The organism is Nocardia farcinica, from assembly GCF_001182745.1.
GTDB classification, from domain to species: domain Bacteria; phylum Actinomycetota; class Actinomycetes; order Mycobacteriales; family Mycobacteriaceae; genus Nocardia; species Nocardia farcinica.
This window is the reverse complement of sequence record NZ_LN868939.1, coordinates 2028321-2047108: the sequence shown is the minus strand read 5'-3', so window position 1 is coordinate 2047108 and position 18788 is coordinate 2028321. Positions and strand designations below refer to the sequence as shown.

Below are 18788 nucleotides of genomic sequence, written 5' to 3'. Positions count from 1 at the left end.
GATCGCACCACGCGGGCTATTGCAACAGACCGGGCCGACACGATCGCCGGCACGGCCCGCCGGCGGTCGCCCCGGTCACCACCGGGCCGAGCCCCGCCGCGCGCCGGCGGACACAATGGTGCGCGTGTCGACCCTTCACGTTCACCGCTTCGGGCCACCGGACGCGCCGGTGGTGCTCGCCCTGCACGGCCTGACCGGACACGGCGCCCGCTGGGCGGCGCTCGCCGAGGAACACCTGCCCGACGTGCGGATCATCGCCCCCGACCTGCGTGGTCACGGACGCTCCACCGCGCTGCCGCCGTGGGATTTCGAGACCGTCGTGGCCGATCTGGCCGAACTGCTGCGGGCCGAGACGGACGGGCCCGTCCTCGTCGCCGGCCACTCCTTCGGCGGCGCGACCGGCGTGCACCTGGCCGCGCGCCATCCCGACCTCGTCCGCGCGCTCGTGCTGCTCGACCCGGCGATCGCGATCCAGCCCGACCGGCTCGCCGACATCGCCCAGCGCACCCTCGACGAACCCGACTATCCCGACGTGGCCGCCGCCCGCCGCGACAAGCTGGCCAGCGCCTGGCACGACGTGGCACCGCGGCTGCTGGACGCCGAACTCGACGAGCACCTGGTGCCCACGCGTCCTGGCCGGGTCGGCTGGCGGCTGAGCCTGCCCGCGGTCACCTCGTACTGGGGTCAGCTGGCGCGACCGTTCGTGCTGCCGCCCGCGGGCCTGCCCACGGTGCTGGTGCAGGCGATGCTGGTGCAGCCGCCGTTCGTCACCCCGGCCTTCCGCGCGGCACTGGCCGAGCGGCTCGGGCCCGCGTTGACCATCCACGAGTTCGACTGCGACCACATGGTTCCGCTGGCCCGTCCCGCCGAGACCGCGGCCCTGATCCGCGGGCTGCTCTGAATGCCCACCTCCGAGGCGCAGATCGAGCGGGTGCGCGAGCTGGTCGCGAGCGTCCCGCCGGGCCGCGTGGTGACCTACGGCGACCTGGCCGCCGCGGCCGGGTTGTCCACCCCGCGGACGGTCGGCTGGATCATGCGCACCGACGCCGCCGACCTGCCCTGGCACCGGGTGGTCGGCGCGGGCGGCAAGCCCGCGGCGCACCTGGCGCACCGGCAATTGGGCCTGCTCGTCGCCGAGGGCGTCCCGGTCCGGGACGGCCGCGTCGACCTGCGCGCGGCCCGGTTCCCCCTCGAGTGACCCGTTCTCGAAACGCGAACCGGGCGCTACCGTGGAGTGATGTCGGTTCGAGTGGCGGGTGTGGCCTTCGACGCGCGGCAGCCGCGTCGGCTGGCCGGATTCTGGGCCGAATTGCTCGGCTGGACAGTCCTGCTGGACCGGCCCGGCCTGGTGGAGGTGGCCGCGCCGGACCCGGCCGGGGTGGATCTCGCGCTGACGTTCCTGGCCGCCGAGCGCCCCGTGGACCCGGGCAAGAACCGCATCCACGTCGACCTGGTGAGCCGCTCGCGCGCCCATCAGGAGCTACAGGTGGACCGGGCGTTGGCGCTGGGCGCGCGGCGCGTGGACATCGGACAGGGTGCGGTGCCGTGGACGGTGCTCGCCGATCCCGAGGGCAACGTGTTCTGTGTGCTGGAGCAGCGCGAGCAGTTCGTCGACACCGGCGCGGTGGCCGCGATCGTCGTCGACACCGTGAATCCGGTTGGGCTCGCGGAGTTCTGGGCCACGGCCTGCGGCTGGCCGGTGCGCTACCGCAGCTCCGCGACGGTGGCGCTGCGCGCCGCGACCGACCTCGGTGCCTGGCTGGCCTTCGTCCGCGGCGACGACGCGCACGGCCGCGGCAGTCGGGTGCACCTGGACCTGGCCGCCTTCGCCGACGACCACGAGGCCGAGCTCGACCGGCTCCGCGCCGCGGGTGCCACCGCGGTGATCCCCGCCCCGCGGGCGCCGCACGCCGTTCTCGCCGATCCCGAGCACAACGAGTTCTGTCTGCTGCGCGCCGCCGCCGACTACACGGGCGTATGACGCAGCGCTCGGCGCCGCGACGGCCGATAGCATGGGCCACCATGTCGTGCTACGCGCCGGAGCAGTCCCGGTGACACCCGCGGACGCGATCGTGCTGGCGGGCGGGCGCGCCAGCCGGATGGGCGGCGTGGACAAGCCCGGCCTGATGGTCGGTGGCCGCTCGATGCTCGAGGCGGCGCTCGCGGCCGTCGCCGGGTGCGCGGCGCGGGTGGTGGTCGGGCCGCACCGCCCCGGCCTGGATCCGGATATCCGCCAGGTACGTGAGTCTCCGCCGGGCTCGGGGCCGGTGGCCGCGATCGAGGCGGGGCTGCGGGCACTGGCGGACTCGGCGGCGCCGCTGGTCGTCGTGCTCGCCGCCGACATGCCCTTCCTCACCGGCGCGACCGTCGCCGAATTGCTGCGCGTCGCAGCCGATTCCGATGCGCAGGCGGTGTTCGCCGCCGACCGTTCCGGGCGGCCGCAGTATCTCGCCGGGGTGTGGCGGCGCCCGGCCCTGCGCGCCGCGCTCGACGGCCTCGACTCGGTGGTGAACCAGCCGATGAAGGCGCTGGTGCCCGCGGGCAGCGTGACCGTCGAACTCGACGGCGTGACCGACTGCGACACCGAGGACGAGGTGCGGCGGGCCCGCGTGCGGGCGGGCGAACCGCTCGACCTGGCGCAGGCCCGGGCCGCGCTGCGGGCGGAACTGACCGCGCTGCCCGTCCACCGCGGTGTGCTGCGCGACGCGCGGGGCGCCGCGCTGGCCGAGCCGCTGACCGCTGCCGAGGCGCTGCCGCGCTTCGACGTCTCCGCGATGGACGGGTACGCGGTCGCCGGGGATGGGCCGTGGCGCCTGCGCCGCGACATCGGCTTCGCGGGCGGGCAGCGGCCCGCGGGGTTGCGGCCCGGCGAGGCGGTGCGCATCGCCACCGGCGCGCACGTGCCGGAGGGCACCGACCGGGTGGTGCGCGACGAGTTCGCCGAGCTGTCCCCCGACCAGCTGCTGCACCGGCTGCCCGACACCCCGCTGCGCGAGGACATCCGCCGCCGCGGCGAGGACCGCGAGGTCGGCGACCTGGTCGCTTCGGCGGGCACCCCGGTCACCCTCGCGCTGGTGTCGGCCGCCGCGAGCGTGGAGGTCACCGAGGCCGCCGTGCGCGGGCCGGTGCGCGCCCGGATCGTGGTGACCGGCGACGAGATCCGCAGCACGGGCCCGCTGCGCGCCGGGCAGACCCGTGACTCGATCGGGCCGGTCCTGCCCGATCTGCTCACCGCCTGCGGGGTGCGCACCGTCGACCTGGTGCACCTGCGCGACACCCCGAACGGTTTCGACGAGGTGCTGGCCGCCGCGGACGACTGCGATCTGCTGGTGGTGGTCGGCGCGACCGGGCGCGGCGCGGCCGACCAGCTGCGCGGTGCGCTGGACCGGGCGGACGCGACGATCGTGGTGCCGCGCCTGCGGATGCGCCCGGGCGGATCCACCATCGTCGCCGAAACAGATTCCGGCACAACAGTTCTCGGGCTGCCCGGGAATCCGTTCGCCGCCGTGGCGACCGCACTGGCGCTGACCCCCGCGCTCGTCGCCGCCCGCACCGGGGCGCAGCCGCCGCGGCCGCTGCTCGTTCCGCTCGCCAACGCGGCCGCGGTCGCCGCACCCGTCACCCGCGTCGTGCCCGCGCGCGCCGCCGAGGGCGGCTGGCTCGGCGACGCCGCGGTGCGCACCGCCCATCTCGGCGGCCTGATCGATCGCGACGGATTGGCCGTCGTCGCGCCCGGCGCCCGCGACGGTGATCCGGTGGAGATCCTGCCCCTGCCCCGCTGATGCCCGGTTGCCGTCCCGAACGGCCGGGTCGCTAGGCTGTGGCCGGTGATGCGCCCGATCGATGACAGTTCGCTGACCTGGGATGACGGTGCCCTGGTCACCGTCGACCAGCGCGGCCTGCCGCACGAGGCGCGCCCGTTGCGCCTGCGCACCGCCGATCAGATCATCGACGCGATCAAGACGCTCGCGATCCGCGGCGCCCCCGCCATCGGTATCGCGGGCGCTTTCGCGGTGGTGCTGGCCACCCGCGCGCACACCCGCGACGGCATCGTCGACGTGGCCGCCGTGCGGGCCGAGGCCGACCGGATCGCCGCCGCCCGCCCGACCGCGGTCAACCTCGCCTGGGCGGTGGACCGGGTGCGCCCGCGCATCGCCGAGGGCGCCGACGCGGTGCTCGCCGAGACCCTCGACATGCTCGCCGAGGACGGCCGGGTCAACCGGGCGGCCGCCACCCACGCCGCCGACCTGGTGCAGCGCCTGTGCGGACCACGCCCGCTGCGCGTGCTCACCCACTGCAACACCGGCCGGCTCGCCACCAGCGCCTTCGGCACCGCCATCGGCGCGCTGCGGGTGCTGGCCGAACGCGGAGCGATCGAGGAGGTGCTCGTCGACGAGACCCGCCCGCTGCTCCAGGGCGCCCGCCTCACCACCTGGGAGCTGGCCGAGGCGGGTATCCCGCACCGGCTCACCATCGATTCCGCGGCGGCCTGGGCCATGGCGACCGGGCTGGTGGACTGCGTACTGGTGGGCGCCGACCGGGTGACCGCGCGCGGCGACGTGGCGAACAAGATCGGCACCTATGCCGTCGCGTTGGCCGCGCACCGGCACGGGATTCCGTTCGTCGTGGTCGCCCCCGAGTCGACCCGCGACCCGGCAACCGCGAGCTGGCGCGACATCGTGGTGGAGGAACGCGCCGCGGAGGAGGTCACCGCGTTCGCGGGCACCGCCACCGCGCCGGTCGGCACGGCCGCGTTCAACCCGGCCTTCGACGTCACTCCCGCCGACCTGGTCACCGCGGTGGTCACCGAGCACGGCGTCGTGCACGGCACGGTCGCGGCGGAACCGGGCGCGCGGATCGCCGCCACCGCCCGTGAGCTCTACGCGCGCGGCTGGATGCCGGGCACGGCGGGCAATCTCTCCGTGCGCACCGGCGACACCGCCGTGGTGACCGCCAGCGGCCTGGCCAAAGGCGAACTGTCGGCGACCGACATGGTGCGGGTCGCGATCGCCGATTCGACGCCGTTGCCCGGTCAGGACCGCAGACCGTCCGCCGAGACCACCATCCACACCGCCGTCTACCGCGCCACCGGCGCCGCGGCCGTGGTGCACGTGCACTCGCCGTTCGCGACCGCACTGGCGACCAGGGCCGGCGCCGCCGACGAGGTACGCGTCCTCCGGATCACCGACTACGAACTCATCAAGGGTCTGGGCGGCACCGATCCCACCGCGATCGACCTGGCGATCTTCCCCAACTGGCGGGACGTGCCGCGCATCGCCGCCGATATCGAGCGCCGACTCGCCGAACATCCCGGCGCGCCGCCTGTGTTGTGTATCGCCGGGCACGGCATCACCACCTGGGGGGAGAATCTGACCCAGGCACGTGATCGCGCCGAGTGTCTGGAGGCCCTGTGCGAGTTGGTACTTCGCACGGGCCGAGAGCACGCGTTCGCCCCGCAGACCCACGTACTCGAGATGGGACCGACATGACCCTGTTGCAGGTGATGGCCGCCGACGACGCCGCCCGGGTGCGGCTGCGCACGACCGAGGAGGCCGCCGTCGCGGCGGAACTGGCCGCGCACGGCATCACGTTCGACCGCTGGCCGGTGCTCGACGACGCCGCCGCGCTGTCCTCCGACGACCTGCTCGCCCACTACGCCGACCGGATCGCCGCGCTGAACGCCGACGGCCGCTACCGCCACATCGACGTCGCCCGCATCCACCCCGACGACGCGGACCCGCAGTGGCCGCAGACCGCGCGGGCCGCGCGCACCAAGTTCCTCGACGAGCACCGGCACGCCGAGGACGAGGTGCGCTTCTTCGCCGCCGGTCGCGGGTGCTTCTACCTGCACCTCGGCGCCGAGGTGTTGGCCGTGGTGTGCGAGGGCGGCGACCTGATGTCGGTGCCGGCGGGCACGCTGCACTGGTTCGACATGGGCGAGCGCCCCGACTTCATCGCCGTGCGGTTCTTCGAGGAGGCCGACGGCTGGGTCGGCGACTTCACCGGCGACCGCATCAGCGCGGGCTTCCCCACCCTCGACGACCTGCTCACCGCGCCGTGACCACCGCGATCGTTCTCGACATCGAGGGCACCACCAGCCCCACCAGCGCGGTCCGCGAGGATCTCTACGGGTACACCCGGGCCAGGCTGCCCGAGTGGCTGGCGCGGCACCGCGACGACGCGGCCGCGCCGATCCTGGCCGCGACCCGGGAGCTGGCCGGACGGCCCGACGCCGATACCGACGAGGTCGCCCGGATCCTGCGGGAGTGGCTGGGTTCCGACGTCAAGGCCGAGCCGTTGAAGGAGGCGCAGGGCCTGATCTGTCACGAGGGCTTCGCCACCGGGGCGCTGCACGGCGAGTTCTTCCCCGACGTGCCGCCCGCGTTGCGCGCCTGGCACGCCGCCGGGCACCGCCTCTGCGTGTACTCCTCGGGTTCGCTTCGCAATCAGCGGGATTGGTTCGCCCATGCCCGCGGCGGCGAGCTGGGCTCGTTGATCAGCGCGCATTTCGACCTGACGACGGCGGGCCCGAAGCGCGAGGCGGGGTCGTATCGGCGCATCGCCGAGGCGCTCGGGGTCGAGGCCGGGCAGCTGCTGTTCCTGTCCGACCATGCCGACGAACTCGACGCCGCGGTGGCGGCGGGCTGGTCGGCCGTGGGTGTCCACCGGCCGGGCGAACCCAACCCGCCGCGACCACCGCACCGCTGGATCGGCTCCTTCGACGAGCTCGACCTCGCGCGGACGCCGGTGTCCTGACGCGCCTAGGCGCCGAACACGCGGGCCTGGGGCAGCACCGCGCCGAGGCGGCCCGCGGGTACGGCGTCGAAGATCCGGCGGGCCTGCACCGCCGCCGGGTTGGTGGACCACGGTGCCAGTGCCGTGGTGAACATCAGCTCGCACCACGACAGCGCGGGCACGTCGCCCGCGGCCAGGGTGGCGATGAGCGACATCTCGGTGTCGTGGCCTGCCCACGCCGCGATCAGCCACGACGCGTCGAGCCTGCCGAGGAATTCCTCGGCGTCGTCGGGCGGGCCGTGCGGGGTGTCGACCGCCAGGTGCACGGTCGCCGCGATCGCGTGGCGCATCTTGGCGTCGATGCCGACGGCGTCGTGCAGGAGCAGCGCCTCGAGCGCCGAACGCAGTTCCATGCTCGCGTCCTGCTCGACCGGTCCGGCGCCCTCACCTGAAGTGCGGATCATGGGAAACGCCTCCTTCGGTTCATCGTTCGCATACGGGTAGCTGTCCACCGCCCGCAGATGCCTGCCCAGCCGCCCGTCCGGCGCCTCCGCGTCCACCAGATTCACCAGCGCGCCCGGATTCCAATCGAGGCTGCCGAAGACCTGGCACCAGTCCAGGGCCGGGTTGTCCTCGGAGATCACCAGGTCCAGGACCAGGCCGGACATGGCGGCCGCACAGGCCAGGGTGACGGTGTCGACGTCGGGATCGGTCAGCACCAGGTGTAGCGTCGCCTCGCTGTGCCCCGCGTCGGCGCGGGCGCGGCCGGCCAGCCAGACCGCGCGCGCCGCGGCGGCCATGGTGCCGGCGAACCGGTCCCCGTGCGGGTGGTCGGCGTCGCTGTCCAGGAACGGGCCGTACCAGAGGGCGCGGCCCTCGTCGCCGCAGACCGCGAAGGTGCCGTTGGTGCAGTCGGCGGCCGCCGCGAGCGAGATGTGGGGTACCAATCCGATGTCATCGACCATGAAGCACTCACTCCCCGCAATGTTCGCGCAATCCGTCGCCGCCCCCGGTGCCGATCCCCTGCGCTGCCGCCCAATTCCCGGTGCCGGCGATAAACGGATCGAATACGTTTCGTTGCCTGATGTCCAGTTGATCCATTCGATCTCGCGTGCCCTGCGAAGTACTTACACCGGCCAGTGCAACTGCCCGCGGGGCGCGGCACGCATCCGGTTCCGCATTTCTCCGGCAACGCATTTCGTCACCATATCCGCCGGGACAGCGACGCATCGTGACATTCGTGCGATCCGCGCCCGGGTTTCCTGTGATCCGGCACGGAACCGCCTCTGTGCTGCGCAATTGCCGGGTAACGAATAGGTATCGGAACGGCGGCGGGGGTCTAACCCGCCGCGGCGGGATGCGGGGCGCCGGTGTTCGGGCAGGCGTTGCGGATGCCGAGGAAGAACTGCACCCGGCCGGGATGGCTGCCCGAATCCAGCCGGAACATCTGCACGGCGAGGGTGAAGCACTCGCCGGTCCGTACGTCACGCAGGTGCATGTCCGGGCTGTCGCGGCCGTAGACGGTGCCGCCCGCGGCCCAGATGGCGCGGAACTCCGGGAACCGGCCGAGGTCGGCCAGCAGGTCGGCGGACCACCGCGTGTCCCCGGACTGCCCGATGAGGCCGCGCAACCATTCCACCGTCAGCACCGCTTCCCGCTGCCATTCGACCAGTACCTGCCGGGAGATCTCGTTGCCGAACAGCCAGTGCAGGATGTTCACGTCCTCGGCCAGGCCGGGAAAGGTGGCCGCGTAGGTGTCGTTGCAATACAAGAGGTTCCAGCGGGTGTCGAGGTAGGCGGCGGGGTTCGGCTCGTGCACCGCCAGGCCCGCCCTGGTGGCCTCGCCGATGTCGGCGCGCAGCTCCTCGACGCTGGGATAGGCGTCCTCGGACAGGCCGGCCAGGTCGTAGAGGTGCCTGCGTTCGGCGGCGGTGAGCGGGCTGATCCGATCCAGGTAACCGACCAGCGCTTCCACCACCGCCTTGGTGGGGTGCTCGCGGTCGCCGCCCTCCAGGTGGGTGATGTAGCTGGCGCTCACCCCGGCCGCGAATGCCAGCTTTTCCCGGGAAATACGGCGCTCGTCACGCAGCTTGCGCAGCAGGCCGCCGAAGCTCGGCGGGCGCAGCAGATCTCCGGGTCCGGCATCGATCGACTTGTGTGCCACAGCAATCCGCTCCTCGAGGACCGTAGACGTATCGTGTTGTGCGTTGCTCCACCCGGCAGGCCCGCCGCGCGACGGGAATCGCGGCCACTCGAATCAGACGGGTATCGGACGAATGCCCATGAACGGGGATTTTAACTGATTGATCTCCGAAATATTCGGCAGCAATTAGCCAAATCAGCAAACTATCGGCAATGCTCCCCGAACGAATGGGACCGGCGGACACGGATATACGAACGGGCGGCTCACGCGGACGCCCGGGAGCGGTCGGCGCACCGTGCACCGTCTCGTCGCGCCCCTCCGCGACGACTCCCGCGTCCCGCACCCAACGCTCCTGAGCCGAACCGAACAGTCCTCGATCTACGCGCCGCTCACCCTACCGTAGCGGCCGGTGGAGAGCTATTACCCAGCCGTTTTCGAAACAGAGCCATTACCAGCGAAATTCAGCCGACAACCCGCACGATGGGGCGAGTGGCAACTTCGGCGCGGAAACGACGCGACCGGATCGCGTGCGCATTCGCGTGCGTCTACTCGGCGGCGAGGGCGAGCGCGCGGGCCAGGACACCCGCGCGGCGGGCCGGTCGCGGCGGTAAACGCGGGTCTTCCCGGTGTCCGCACACCGTCGGGTGAACACGCGGCGAACATCCCGTCGCGGTGCGCCCGGCCACAGCGGGCGTCCCGAGCCGACCGCCCGGATTGTGTTAACGATTGTAAAGTGCCCGAGAAGCCCCGGTTTCCAAAGATTCACCGGATCGGGGCGCCGGGTACCGCACCCGCCCCGGCCAACCCCGTTCCCCGGCGATAACCGCAGGTCGCGCCCCACCCGGTGCGAGCGGCGCCGCCGGGCCGGGTGACCACGACGTTGCCGCGATCTCACAGCTCACCCGCGCTCCGAGCGCGGTGTGAGAGATTCGTTTGGACGCGCCTGCCGCCCTCCTTACAGTCGGTGCAACCACCCGATCTCACCGCTCGAAGGGGGCGTCGTGGTTCATTCGCGCACTTCACATTCGGCATCCGCGGACGGGGTGCCGTCGCGCCCGGCCGACGCGGGCGATGCCCTGCTCCGGCTGGGCCGGTACTTCCAGCGCGGTGAGGTGTCGGCGGATCAACGCTCCCTGCACAAGGTCGGCGGCCGCGCCGCCGACGAGTTCTACCGCGACCGCTGGGCACACGACAAGGTGGTGCGGTCCACCCACGGCGTGAACTGCACCGGCTCGTGCTCGTGGAAGATCTACGTCAAGGACGGCGTGATCACCTGGGAGTCGCAGCAGACCGACTATCCCTCGGTGGGCGCCGACAAGCCGGAGTACGAGCCGCGCGGCTGCCCCCGGGGCGCGTCGTTCTCCTGGTACACCTATTCCCCTGCCCGCGTGCGCTACCCGTACGTGCGCGGCACGCTGCTCGAGCTCTATCGCGAGGCCAAGGAGCGGCTCAAGGACCCGGTCCTGGCCTGGGCCGACGTGGTCGAGGCCCCGGAGAAGGCGGCGCGCTACAAATCCGCGCGCGGTAAGGGCGGTTTCGTGCGCGCCGAGTGGTGGGAGGCGGCCGAGATCGCCGCCGCCGCCCACGTGCACACGATCAAGAAGTACGGACCGGACCGGGTGGCCGGTTTCTCGCCGATTCCGGCCATGTCGATGGTGAGCCACGCGGTCGGGGCGCGGTTCATCTCGCTGCTCGGCGGCTCGATGCTGTCGTTCTACGACTGGTACGCCGATCTGCCGGTGGCCTCGCCGCAGGTGTTCGGCGACCAGACCGACGTGCCGGAATCGGCGGACTGGTTCGACGCCGGATACCTGATCATGTGGGGCTCCAACGTCCCGGTGACCCGCACCCCGGACGCGCACTACATGACCGAGGCGCGCTACCGGGGCCAGAAGGTGGTGGTGGTCTCCCCGGACTATGCCGACAACACCAAGTTCGCCGACGAGTGGGTCGCGGCCCGCCCCGGAACCGATGCCGCCCTTGCCATGTCGATGGGGCACGTGATCCTGCGGGAGTTCTTCGTCGAGCGCGCCACCCCGCGGTTCCTCGACTACGTCACCCGCTACACCGACCTGCCCTACCTGGTCTGCCTCGACGACCCGCGGGGTTGGGACGCCGAAGGGAACTACCACCACGACGGCGCGCTGGCGGGCAAGTTCCTCACCGCCGCCGATCTGGGCCGCGTCGACGACAACGCCGCGCACAAGCCGGTGCTGCTCGAGGCCGACGGCATGCCGGTGGTGCCCAACGGTTCGCTGGGCCACCGCTTCACCGAATCCGACGCGGGCCGGTGGAACCTCGACCTCGAGGGCGTCGAACCGCTGCTGACCCTGTACGGCCGCGCCGACGCCGAACCGGTCGCGGTCCGACTGCCGCGCTACGACGCCGACCAGCCGGGCGTGCTGGTGCGCGGCGTGCCGACGGTGACCGTCGCGGGGCGGCGGGTGACCACGGTGTTCGATCTGTTGCTCGCCCAATACGGCGTGGGCCGCGCGGGTCTACCCGGCGACTGGCCGACCGGTTACGACGACGCCACCGCCCCCTACACCCCGGCCTGGCAGGAGACCATCACCGGTGTCCCGGCCGTGCAGGCCGAGCGCATCGCCCGGGAATTCGCCGACAATGCCGAACGCTCCGGCGGCCGGTCGATGATCCTGATGGGCGCAGGCACCAACCACTGGTTCCACTCCGACCAGATCTACCGCGCGTTCTTCACCCTGACGCTGCTCACCGGCTGCCAGGGCGTCAACGGCGGTGGCTGGGCGCACTACGTCGGGCAGGAGAAGTGCCGTCCCGTGACCGGCTGGGCGACGCTGGCCTTCGGTCTGGACTGGCAGCGGCCGCCGCGCCAGATGCAGGGCACGGTGTTCTGGTACCTGACCAACGACCAGTGGCGCTACGACCCGTTCACCGCCGAATCGTTCGCCTCGCCGCTGGGCAAGGGCCGCTTCGCCGGGCGCACCGCCGCCGACAACATCGCGCTGGCCAGCCGGCTGGGCTGGATGCCGAGCTACCCGACCTTCGACCGCAACCCGCTCGACCTGGCCGACGAGGCCGAGGCGAAGGGCGTGGCCGCCGCCGATCACGTGGTGGCCGAACTGAAGGCGCAGAACCTGCGTTTCGCCTGCGAGGACCCCGACGCCCCGGAGAACTTCCCGCGCTGTCTGACGGTGTGGCGGGCCAATCTGCTCGGCTCCTCCGGCAAGGGCAACGAGTACTTCCACCGTCACCTGCTCGGCGCGGACGCCAACCTGCAGACCACCGACGCCACCGGCGTGCGCCCGCAGGAACTGGTCTGGCGCGAGCAGGCCGCCACCGGCAAGCTGGATCTGCTGCTGAGCCTGGATTTCCGGATGACCAGCACCACGCTGTTCTCCGACATCGTGCTCCCCGCGGCCACCTGGTACGAGAAGCACGATCTGTCCTCCACCGACATGCACCCGTTCGTGCACGCCTTCTCGCCGGCGATCTCCCCGCCGTGGGAGGCCAAGACCGATTTCGAGGCGTTCCACCGGATCGCGCGCGGGTTCTCCTGGATGGCCGAGAAGCACCTGGGGGTGCGCAAGGACATCGTCGCGGTGCCGTTGCAACACGACTCCCCCGACGCGCTCGCCCAGGCCGGTGGCCGCGTGCTCGACTGGAAAGCCGGCGAGTGCGAGCCGATTCCGGGCAAGACCATGCCGAAGCTGGTGATGGTCGAGCGCGACTACCCGAAACTGGCCGAGAAGATGGCCGCGCTCGGCCCGCTGGTCGAGCAGCTGGGCCTGACGACCAAGGGCGTCACGACGCTGCCCGACGCCGAGGTGGAGTACCTGGCCGGGGTGAACGGCACCGTGGTGTCGGGGGTGGCGCGGGGCCGCCCCTCGCTGGCCAAGGACACCCACGCCGCCGAGGCGATCCTGGCGCTGTCGGGCACCACCAACGGCCGGCTCGCGGTCGAGGGCTTCCACGCCCTCGAGCGGCGCACCGGCACTCGGCTCGCCGATCTGGCCGCCGAGGCCGAGGGGAAGCGGATCACCTTCGCCGACACCCAGGCCCGGCCGGTGCCGGTGATCACCTCCCCGGAGTGGTCGGGCAGCGAAACCGGCGGGCGGCGGTACTCACCGTTCACCATCAACACCGAACGGCTCAAGCCCTGGCACACCCTCACCGGCCGCCAGCACTTCTACCTCGACCACGACTGGATGATCGAACTCGGCGAGCAGCTGCCGATCTTCCGGCCGCCGCTGGACATGACCGCGCTGTTCCGGGAGCCCGGCGTCGGGGAGGTCTCCGAACGCGGTGTGACGGTGCGCTATCTGACCCCGCACTCCAAGTGGTCCATCCACTCCGCCTACCAGGACAACCTGCACATGCTGACGCTCTCGCGCGGCGGGCAGACGATCTGGATGTCGGACCGGGACGCGGCCAAGATCGGCGTGCGCGACAACGACTGGATCGAGGCGGTCAACCGCAACGGCGTCGTGGTCGCCCGCGCGATCGTCTCGCACCGCATGCCCGAGGGCACCGTGTTCATGTATCACGCCCAGGACCGCGCGGTGGACGTGCCGCGCATCGAGGGCACCGACCCGAGCGGATTCGACTGGCCCACGCCCACCGAGCGGGTCGGCAAGGGCAAGCGCGGCGGCATCCACAACGCGCTGACCCGGATCATGATCAAGCCCTCCCATCTCATCGGCGGTTACGCCCAACAGTCCTTCGCGCTGAACTACCACGGACCCACCGGTAATCAGCGCGACGAGGTGACGACCATTCGCCGCCGGTCCCAGGAAGTGGAGTACTGACATGCGCGTCATGGCACAGCTGGCGATGGTGATGAACCTCGACAAGTGCATCGGCTGCCACACCTGCTCGGTCACCTGCAAACAGGCCTGGACCAATCGCGGCGGCACCGAGTACGTCTGGTTCAACAACGTCGAGACCCGGCCCGGGCAGGGCTATCCCCGGCAGTACCAGGACCAGGAGAAATGGAAGGGCGGCTGGACGCTCACCAAGCGCGGCAAGCTCACCCTGAAATCCGGGTCGCGGATGAAGCGGTTGCTCAACATCTTCGCCAACCCCGATCTGCCCACGGTGTCGGACTACTACGACCCGTGGAGCTACGAGTACGACAACCTGCTGTCCGCCCCGCCCACCGACACCACCCCGGTGGCGCGGCCCAAGTCGCTGATCACCGGCGCGGACACCCAGGTGACCTGGGGCGCCAACTGGGACGACGACCTGGGTTCGGGCCCGGAGCAGGTGGGCCGCGACCCGCTGCTGAACCGGCTGTCCGAGCAGGTGAAACTCGAGTTCGAGCAGACCTTCATGTTCTACCTGCCGCGCATCTGCGAGCACTGCCTCAACCCCTCGTGCGCGGCCTCGTGCCCCTCCGGCGCGATCTACAAGCGCGCCGAGGACGGCATCGTGCTCGTCGACCAGGACGCCTGCCGCGGTTGGCGCCAGTGCGTCACCGGCTGCCCGTACAAGAAGATCTACTTCAACCACAAGACCGGCAAGGCCGAGAAGTGCACCTTCTGCTACCCGCGGGTGGAGGTCGGCATCCCGACGGTGTGCTCGGAGACCTGCGTGGGCAGGTTGCGCTACATCGGCGTGATGCTCTACGACGCGGACAAGGTGCTCGAGGCCGCCTCCGTCACCGACACCGCCGACCTGTACCCGGCGCAGCTGGGTGTGTTCCTCAACCCGCACGACCCGCGCGTGATCGCCGAGGCGGAGCGGGCCGGTATCTCACCGGATTGGCTTCAGGCCGCGCAGGATTCGCCGGTCTACCGGCTGATCGTCGACTACCAGATCGCGCTGCCGCTGCATCCGGAGTACCGGACCATGCCGATGGTCTGGTACGTGCCGCCGCTGTCGCCGGTGGTGGACGTGCTCACCGAGACCGGCCACGACGGTGAGGACGCGCGCAACCTGTTCGGCGCGATCGACGCACTGCGCATCCCGGTGGAGTACCTGGCCGAACTGTTCACCGCCGGTGAGGTGGGTCCGGTGCGGGCGGCGTTGCAGCGACTGGCGGGCATGCGCTCGTTCATGCGCTCGGTGAACCTCGGCGAGGAGCCCGATCCGGCGATCGCGCCGTCGGTGCGGCTGGAGCCGGAGGAGATCGAGGCGCTGTACCGACTGCTGGCCATCGCCAAGTACGAGGACCGGTACGTCATCCCGCAGGGCGCCACCGCGCGCGCCCACGAACTGGACTCGCTGGCCACCGGGTGCAGCCTCGACACCGACGGCGGGCCGGGGATGACCGCCTTCGACCAGATGGTGGAGAAGTTCCATCTCACCGACACCAACGAGGCCGCGCCCGCGGGCAAGTCGGGGCGGATCAACCTGTTGAACTGGGACGGCAAGAGCACCGCGGGGCTGGTGCCCTCGCCGAACGGTTCGGCGGACGGGCACGGCAGCGCCGCCGGGCACGGGGTCGGTGGCGGCAACGGCGCCGCCGCCGACTCCGCCGCGCACTCCCCCGACGTGACGGGAGCGCCGTTGTGAGCCTGCTGAAACTGCGCCGCAGGCCCGAGCCCGCGGTGGCGATGTCCGAGCGCGATCGGCGGTTGGTCTGGCGGCTGGCCGCGCTCGCGCTCGACTATCCCGGCCCGCCGCTGCTCGAACTGCTCGACGAATTGACCGCAGCGGCAACGGAATTGCCCGACCCGGTGCGCGGTCCGTTGGACGCGCTGCTCACCCACCTACGGGTGACGCCGCCGCTGGACCTGGCCGCCGACTACGTCGCGACCTTCGACCTGCGCAAGCGCGCCAGCCTGCACCTGACCTTCTACGCCTACGGCGACACCCGCAAGCGCGGCATGGCGCTGCTGCGCTTCAAGCACGCCTACCGGCACGCCGGGGTGGACCCGGGCGAGCAGGAGCTGCCCGATCACCTGCCGGTGCTGCTCGAATTCGCCGCCACCGTCGACCCGGTCGGCGGCGAGCGGCTGCTCGGCGAGCACGTGCCGGTGCTGGAACTGCTGCGACTGTCGTTGTCCGACAACGGTTCGCCCTATGCGGGCGCGCTGGCCGCGGTGCTGGCGACCCTGCCGCCGCCGACCACCGCCGACCGGCGGCGCATCGCCGAACTCGCCGCGCAGGGCCCACCGGAGGAGGAGGTGGGGCTCGAACCCTTCGCCATGGACCCCACCCTGTTCACGCACTCGGAAGGCCGCCGATGAACGCCAGCCCCAACCTGCCCGCCGAACTGTGGCTGATCCTGCCCTACATCGCGATCACCTCGTTCGTGCTCGGCCACATCTGGCGTTACCGCAACGACCAGTTCGGCTGGACCACCCGCTCCTCGCAGATCTACGAGTCGCGGCTGCTGCGGCTGGGCAGCCCGCTGTTCCACTTCGGCATGCTCGGTGTGTTCTTCGGGCACGTGCTCGGCGTGCTGATCCCGGCGTCGTGGACGAGCGCGGTGGGGATCTCCGAACACACCTACCACGTCATCGCCGTGGGGGCCGGATCGATCGCGGGCGCGGCGGTGCTGGCCGGAGTGGCGATCCTGCTGTACCGGCGGGTCACCGTGCCCGCCGTGCGCAAGGCCACCACCACCAACGACAAGGTGATGTACGTCCTGCTGGCCGCCGCCCTGGTCACCGGCCTGCTCAACACCTGGGGCAGCAACCTGCTGTGGGGCACCTACGACTACCGCGCCACCGTCTCCCCCTGGTTCCGCAGCCTGTTCACCCTCGACCCGCAACCCGAGCTCATGGTCGACACGCCCTGGACCTTCCAGCTGCACGGCCTGGTCGTCCTCGCCCTGGTCGCCGTCTGGCCCTACACCCGCCTGGTGCACATGTTCAGCGCCCCCGTCGGCTACCTCACCCGCCCCTACATCGTCTACCGAGCCAAGGAGACCAACGCCCCCGACACCCGCCGCTACGCGCGGGCCTGGGACGCCCCGGTGACCCCGGAGCACTGGCGCTGAACCATCGGTGGGCCCCGTCGAAACCCGACGGAGCCCACCGATGTTCACCCCTCGGCCGCGTCCTGGAGGGTTTTCAGGTCGATCTTGGTCATGGTGCGCAGGGCGGTGGCGACGGCGGGGGCGCCGGGGCCGGACAGGAGGGTGGGGAGGGCGGCGGGGACGACCTGCCAGTGCATGCCGTAGCGGTCGACGAGCCAGCCGCAGGGGCCGGGGGCGCCGCCGTCGGTGAGCGCGTCCCACAGGCGGTCGACCTCCTCCTGCGTGTCGACCACGATCTGCAGGGACGCGGCGTCGGTCTGGGGGTGGCCGGGGCCGCCGTTCATGAAGGTGACCGGGTGCCCGTCCAGTTCCAGGGTGACGATGAAGGCCGAGCCGTCGGGATTGCGGGTCACGTCGATGACGCGCGAGCCGGGGATCAGCCCGACGTAGGTGTCGGCCGCCTGCTCGGCCTGCGAGTCGAACCAGAAGAAGGTGGTGACGCTCATGATGTCGCTCCTCGTGTCAGGGTGGGTGGGCGTTGCCGCCCGTGCTGTCACCCTTCGGTCGGAGCCACCACCGGCCCCTCGACACATCTCCGCGATTTTTTTCCGGCGATCGTCTCGCGGCTACTTCGGGGGCAGGGATCGCGCGTAGAACACGCCGCGGTCGACCCAGGCCCGCAGGGCCGCGTCGGTGTCGACGGCGGCGGGCGCGACCCGCAGCCAGCCCCGCATCTCGCGCCCGCCCATCACCATCGGCATGACGCGCCGGTCGTCGAGGAGGCGCTCCCCCTCGGCGGGGTCGACCCGCACCAGCAGACCGCCGTCATGGCTGGCCGCGACCGCGAGGTTGCCGCCGACGAGGAAGGCCAGACCGCCGAACATGCGCTTCTCGGCCAGGGCGGGCGTGCCCGCGAGCACGGCGCGCAGCCGCTCGGCGAGGTCGGGATCGAAAGGCATGGGAGTCCTCGCGCGGTGTGGTCAGGCGCCGATGGCGGCGGCGAACATCGGCCAGGAGTCGTGCAGGTCGTCCTGCCAGTACGGCCACGAATGGGTGCCGGGACGCAGCGCGAGCGTGGCGGGGATGGCCAGGCTGGTGAGGCGGTCGACCAGCGGGCGGGTGCAGCCGCCGATCACCGTCTCCATCAGGCCACCGACGACCATGCGGTCGAGCAGGTCGATCGGGTTGCCGTCGATGCCGGGCGCGGTGAGGGTTTCGTGCCTGCCCGGTCGGCCGTCACCCGCGGAGACGTAGATGGCCAGTCCGCGCAGTTCTTCCGCGCGCAGCACCGGGTCGTGGGCGGCCCACAGCGGGCTGTCGGGGCCGCCCCACATGTTGGTGGCGTTGGCGCCGAACACGGCGAGTTCGGCGTAGATGAGGGCGCGACCGGCGGGGTCGCTGGTGCGGGCACAGCCGCTGTAGGCGCCGACCGCCTGGTAGCGGCCGGGGGCGTCGAGCGCCAGGTTCAGCGCGGAGGTGGCCGACATCGACAGCCCGGCAACGGCATTGCGGCCGGTCATACCGAACCGCTGTTCCAGCAACGGCGGCAGCTCGGCGGTGAGGAAGGTGCTCCACTTGTTGCGGCCGAGCACCGGGTCGTCGGCGACCCAGTCGGTGTAGTAGCTGGCGCGGCCGCCCATCGGCACGATCACGTTGACGTTCTTGTCGGCGAAGAACGCGGCCACATCGGTGCGGTTCATCCACGGGCCGCCGTCCTCGCCGCCGTCGACCGCGTTGAGCAGGTAGAGGGCGGGTGCGCCGGGACCGGGGTGCGACATCCACAGGGTGATCGGGCGGTTCATCGCCGCCGAATGCACCACGACCTCGAGCTGCCTGCCGCCCAGGGGGCGCACGTCGAGGATGGCCGAGCCGGGCGCGGCGGCGGCCGTGGGTGCGGTGAGGAGGGCGGCGCACAGCGCCAGGACAGCAATCGAACAGCTCACGAGCCGACGCATGCCACCAGTCTCGCGCACCGGCAGACGGTGTGTCCGGCTTTCGTCATCGCCG

17 protein-coding genes are annotated in these 18788 nt (G+C 71.7%); 12 read left to right on the top strand and 5 right to left on the bottom strand.

What is annotated here, in order from left to right; all coding sequences use genetic code 11:
• Positions 1 to 115: 115 nt before the first annotated feature.
• From AMO33_RS26195 to mtnC, 7 genes are read left to right on the top strand one after another with little or no spacing between them, the layout of a single operon-like run.
• Positions 116 to 901, top strand: coding sequence for an alpha/beta fold hydrolase (locus AMO33_RS26195; protein ID WP_011211075.1), 786 nt, complete (start codon positions 116 to 118; stop codon positions 899 to 901).
• Complete coding sequence (locus AMO33_RS26190; protein ID WP_011211076.1) at positions 902 to 1198, top strand: MGMT family protein; 297 nt, start codon at positions 902 to 904, stop codon at positions 1196 to 1198.
• A 39-nt stretch (positions 1199 to 1237) separates the two neighbouring features.
• The gene (locus AMO33_RS26185; protein ID WP_060594635.1) at positions 1238 to 1981 is read left to right on the top strand and encodes a VOC family protein; all 744 of its coding nucleotides are present in this window, start codon (positions 1238 to 1240) and stop codon (positions 1979 to 1981) included.
• Between the two features lie 31 nt (positions 1982 to 2012).
• Positions 2013 to 3782, top strand: a complete 1770-nt coding sequence (locus AMO33_RS26180; RefSeq protein WP_060594634.1) for an NTP transferase domain-containing protein — start codon at positions 2013 to 2015, stop codon at positions 3780 to 3782.
• A gap of 48 nt (positions 3783 to 3830) precedes the next feature.
• Positions 3831 to 5489, top strand: a complete 1659-nt coding sequence (locus AMO33_RS26175) for a bifunctional S-methyl-5-thioribose-1-phosphate isomerase/methylthioribulose 1-phosphate dehydratase (protein WP_060594633.1) — start codon at positions 3831 to 3833, stop codon at positions 5487 to 5489.
• Complete coding sequence (locus AMO33_RS26170) at positions 5486 to 6061, top strand: 1,2-dihydroxy-3-keto-5-methylthiopentene dioxygenase (RefSeq protein WP_060594632.1); 576 nt, start codon at positions 5486 to 5488, stop codon at positions 6059 to 6061. Before AMO33_RS26175 ends, AMO33_RS26170 begins: the two co-directional genes overlap by 4 nt.
• Positions 6058 to 6756 carry an acireductone synthase gene (gene mtnC / locus AMO33_RS26165; RefSeq protein ID WP_060594631.1) on the top strand — a complete coding sequence of 233 codons (699 nt, stop codon included), beginning with the start codon at positions 6058 to 6060 and terminating at the stop codon, positions 6754 to 6756. The genes AMO33_RS26170 and mtnC overlap by 4 nt, the downstream gene beginning before the upstream one ends.
• 5 nt (positions 6757 to 6761) lie before the next feature.
• Here the strand turns inward: mtnC and AMO33_RS26160 are convergent, their stop codons facing one another.
• Positions 6762 to 7700, bottom strand: coding sequence for a hypothetical protein (locus AMO33_RS26160; protein ID WP_060594630.1), 939 nt, complete (start codon positions 7698 to 7700; stop codon positions 6762 to 6764).
• Positions 7701 to 7719: 19 nt separating this feature from the next.
• Here AMO33_RS26160 and AMO33_RS31770 point away from each other — a divergent pair, with 19 nt between their 5' ends.
• Positions 7720 to 8052 carry a hypothetical protein gene (locus AMO33_RS31770; RefSeq protein ID WP_139337530.1) on the top strand — a complete coding sequence of 111 codons (333 nt, stop codon included), beginning with the start codon at positions 7720 to 7722 and terminating at the stop codon, positions 8050 to 8052.
• A 22-nt stretch (positions 8053 to 8074) separates the two neighbouring features.
• On the opposite strand, the gene AMO33_RS26155 is transcribed toward AMO33_RS31770, so the two are convergent.
• A complete protein-coding gene (locus AMO33_RS26155) occupies positions 8075 to 8899 on the bottom strand; it encodes a helix-turn-helix transcriptional regulator (protein WP_060594629.1) in 825 nt (274 codons plus the stop codon).
• Positions 8900 to 9921: 1022 nt separating this feature from the next.
• Between AMO33_RS26155 and AMO33_RS26150 the strand changes: the two genes are divergently transcribed.
• The 4 genes from AMO33_RS26150 to narI are packed head-to-tail and all read left to right on the top strand — an operon-like array spanning position 9922 to position 16802.
• Complete coding sequence (locus AMO33_RS26150; protein WP_060594628.1) at positions 9922 to 13662, top strand: nitrate reductase subunit alpha; 3741 nt, start codon at positions 9922 to 9924, stop codon at positions 13660 to 13662.
• A gap of 1 nt (position 13663) precedes the next feature.
• Positions 13664 to 15370 carry a nitrate reductase subunit beta gene (gene narH / locus AMO33_RS26145; RefSeq protein ID WP_060594627.1) on the top strand — a complete coding sequence of 569 codons (1707 nt, stop codon included), beginning with the start codon at positions 13664 to 13666 and terminating at the stop codon, positions 15368 to 15370.
• Entirely contained in the window at positions 15367 to 16047 is a 681-nt protein-coding gene (gene narJ, locus AMO33_RS26140) for a nitrate reductase molybdenum cofactor assembly chaperone (RefSeq protein ID WP_060594626.1), read from the top strand. The genes narH and narJ overlap by 4 nt, the downstream gene beginning before the upstream one ends.
• Entirely contained in the window at positions 16044 to 16802 is a 759-nt protein-coding gene (gene narI, locus AMO33_RS26135) for a respiratory nitrate reductase subunit gamma (RefSeq protein ID WP_011211087.1), read from the top strand. Before narJ ends, narI begins: the two co-directional genes overlap by 4 nt.
• A 44-nt stretch (positions 16803 to 16846) precedes the next feature.
• Here the strand turns inward: narI and AMO33_RS26130 are convergent, their stop codons facing one another.
• From AMO33_RS26130 to AMO33_RS26120, 3 genes are all read right to left on the bottom strand, one after another.
• Positions 16847 to 17287 carry a VOC family protein gene (locus AMO33_RS26130; RefSeq protein ID WP_060594625.1) on the bottom strand — a complete coding sequence of 147 codons (441 nt, stop codon included), beginning with the start codon at positions 17285 to 17287 and terminating at the stop codon, positions 16847 to 16849.
• Positions 17288 to 17407: 120 nt separating this feature from the next.
• Positions 17408 to 17740 (bottom strand): TfoX/Sxy family protein, encoded by a 333-nt coding sequence (locus tag AMO33_RS26125; protein WP_060594624.1) that lies wholly within the window; start codon positions 17738 to 17740, stop codon positions 17408 to 17410.
• 21 nt (positions 17741 to 17761) lie between these two features.
• Positions 17762 to 18736 carry an alpha/beta hydrolase gene (locus tag AMO33_RS26120; RefSeq protein WP_060594623.1) on the bottom strand — a complete coding sequence of 325 codons (975 nt, stop codon included), beginning with the start codon at positions 18734 to 18736 and terminating at the stop codon, positions 17762 to 17764.
• Positions 18737 to 18788 lie beyond the last annotated feature (52 nt).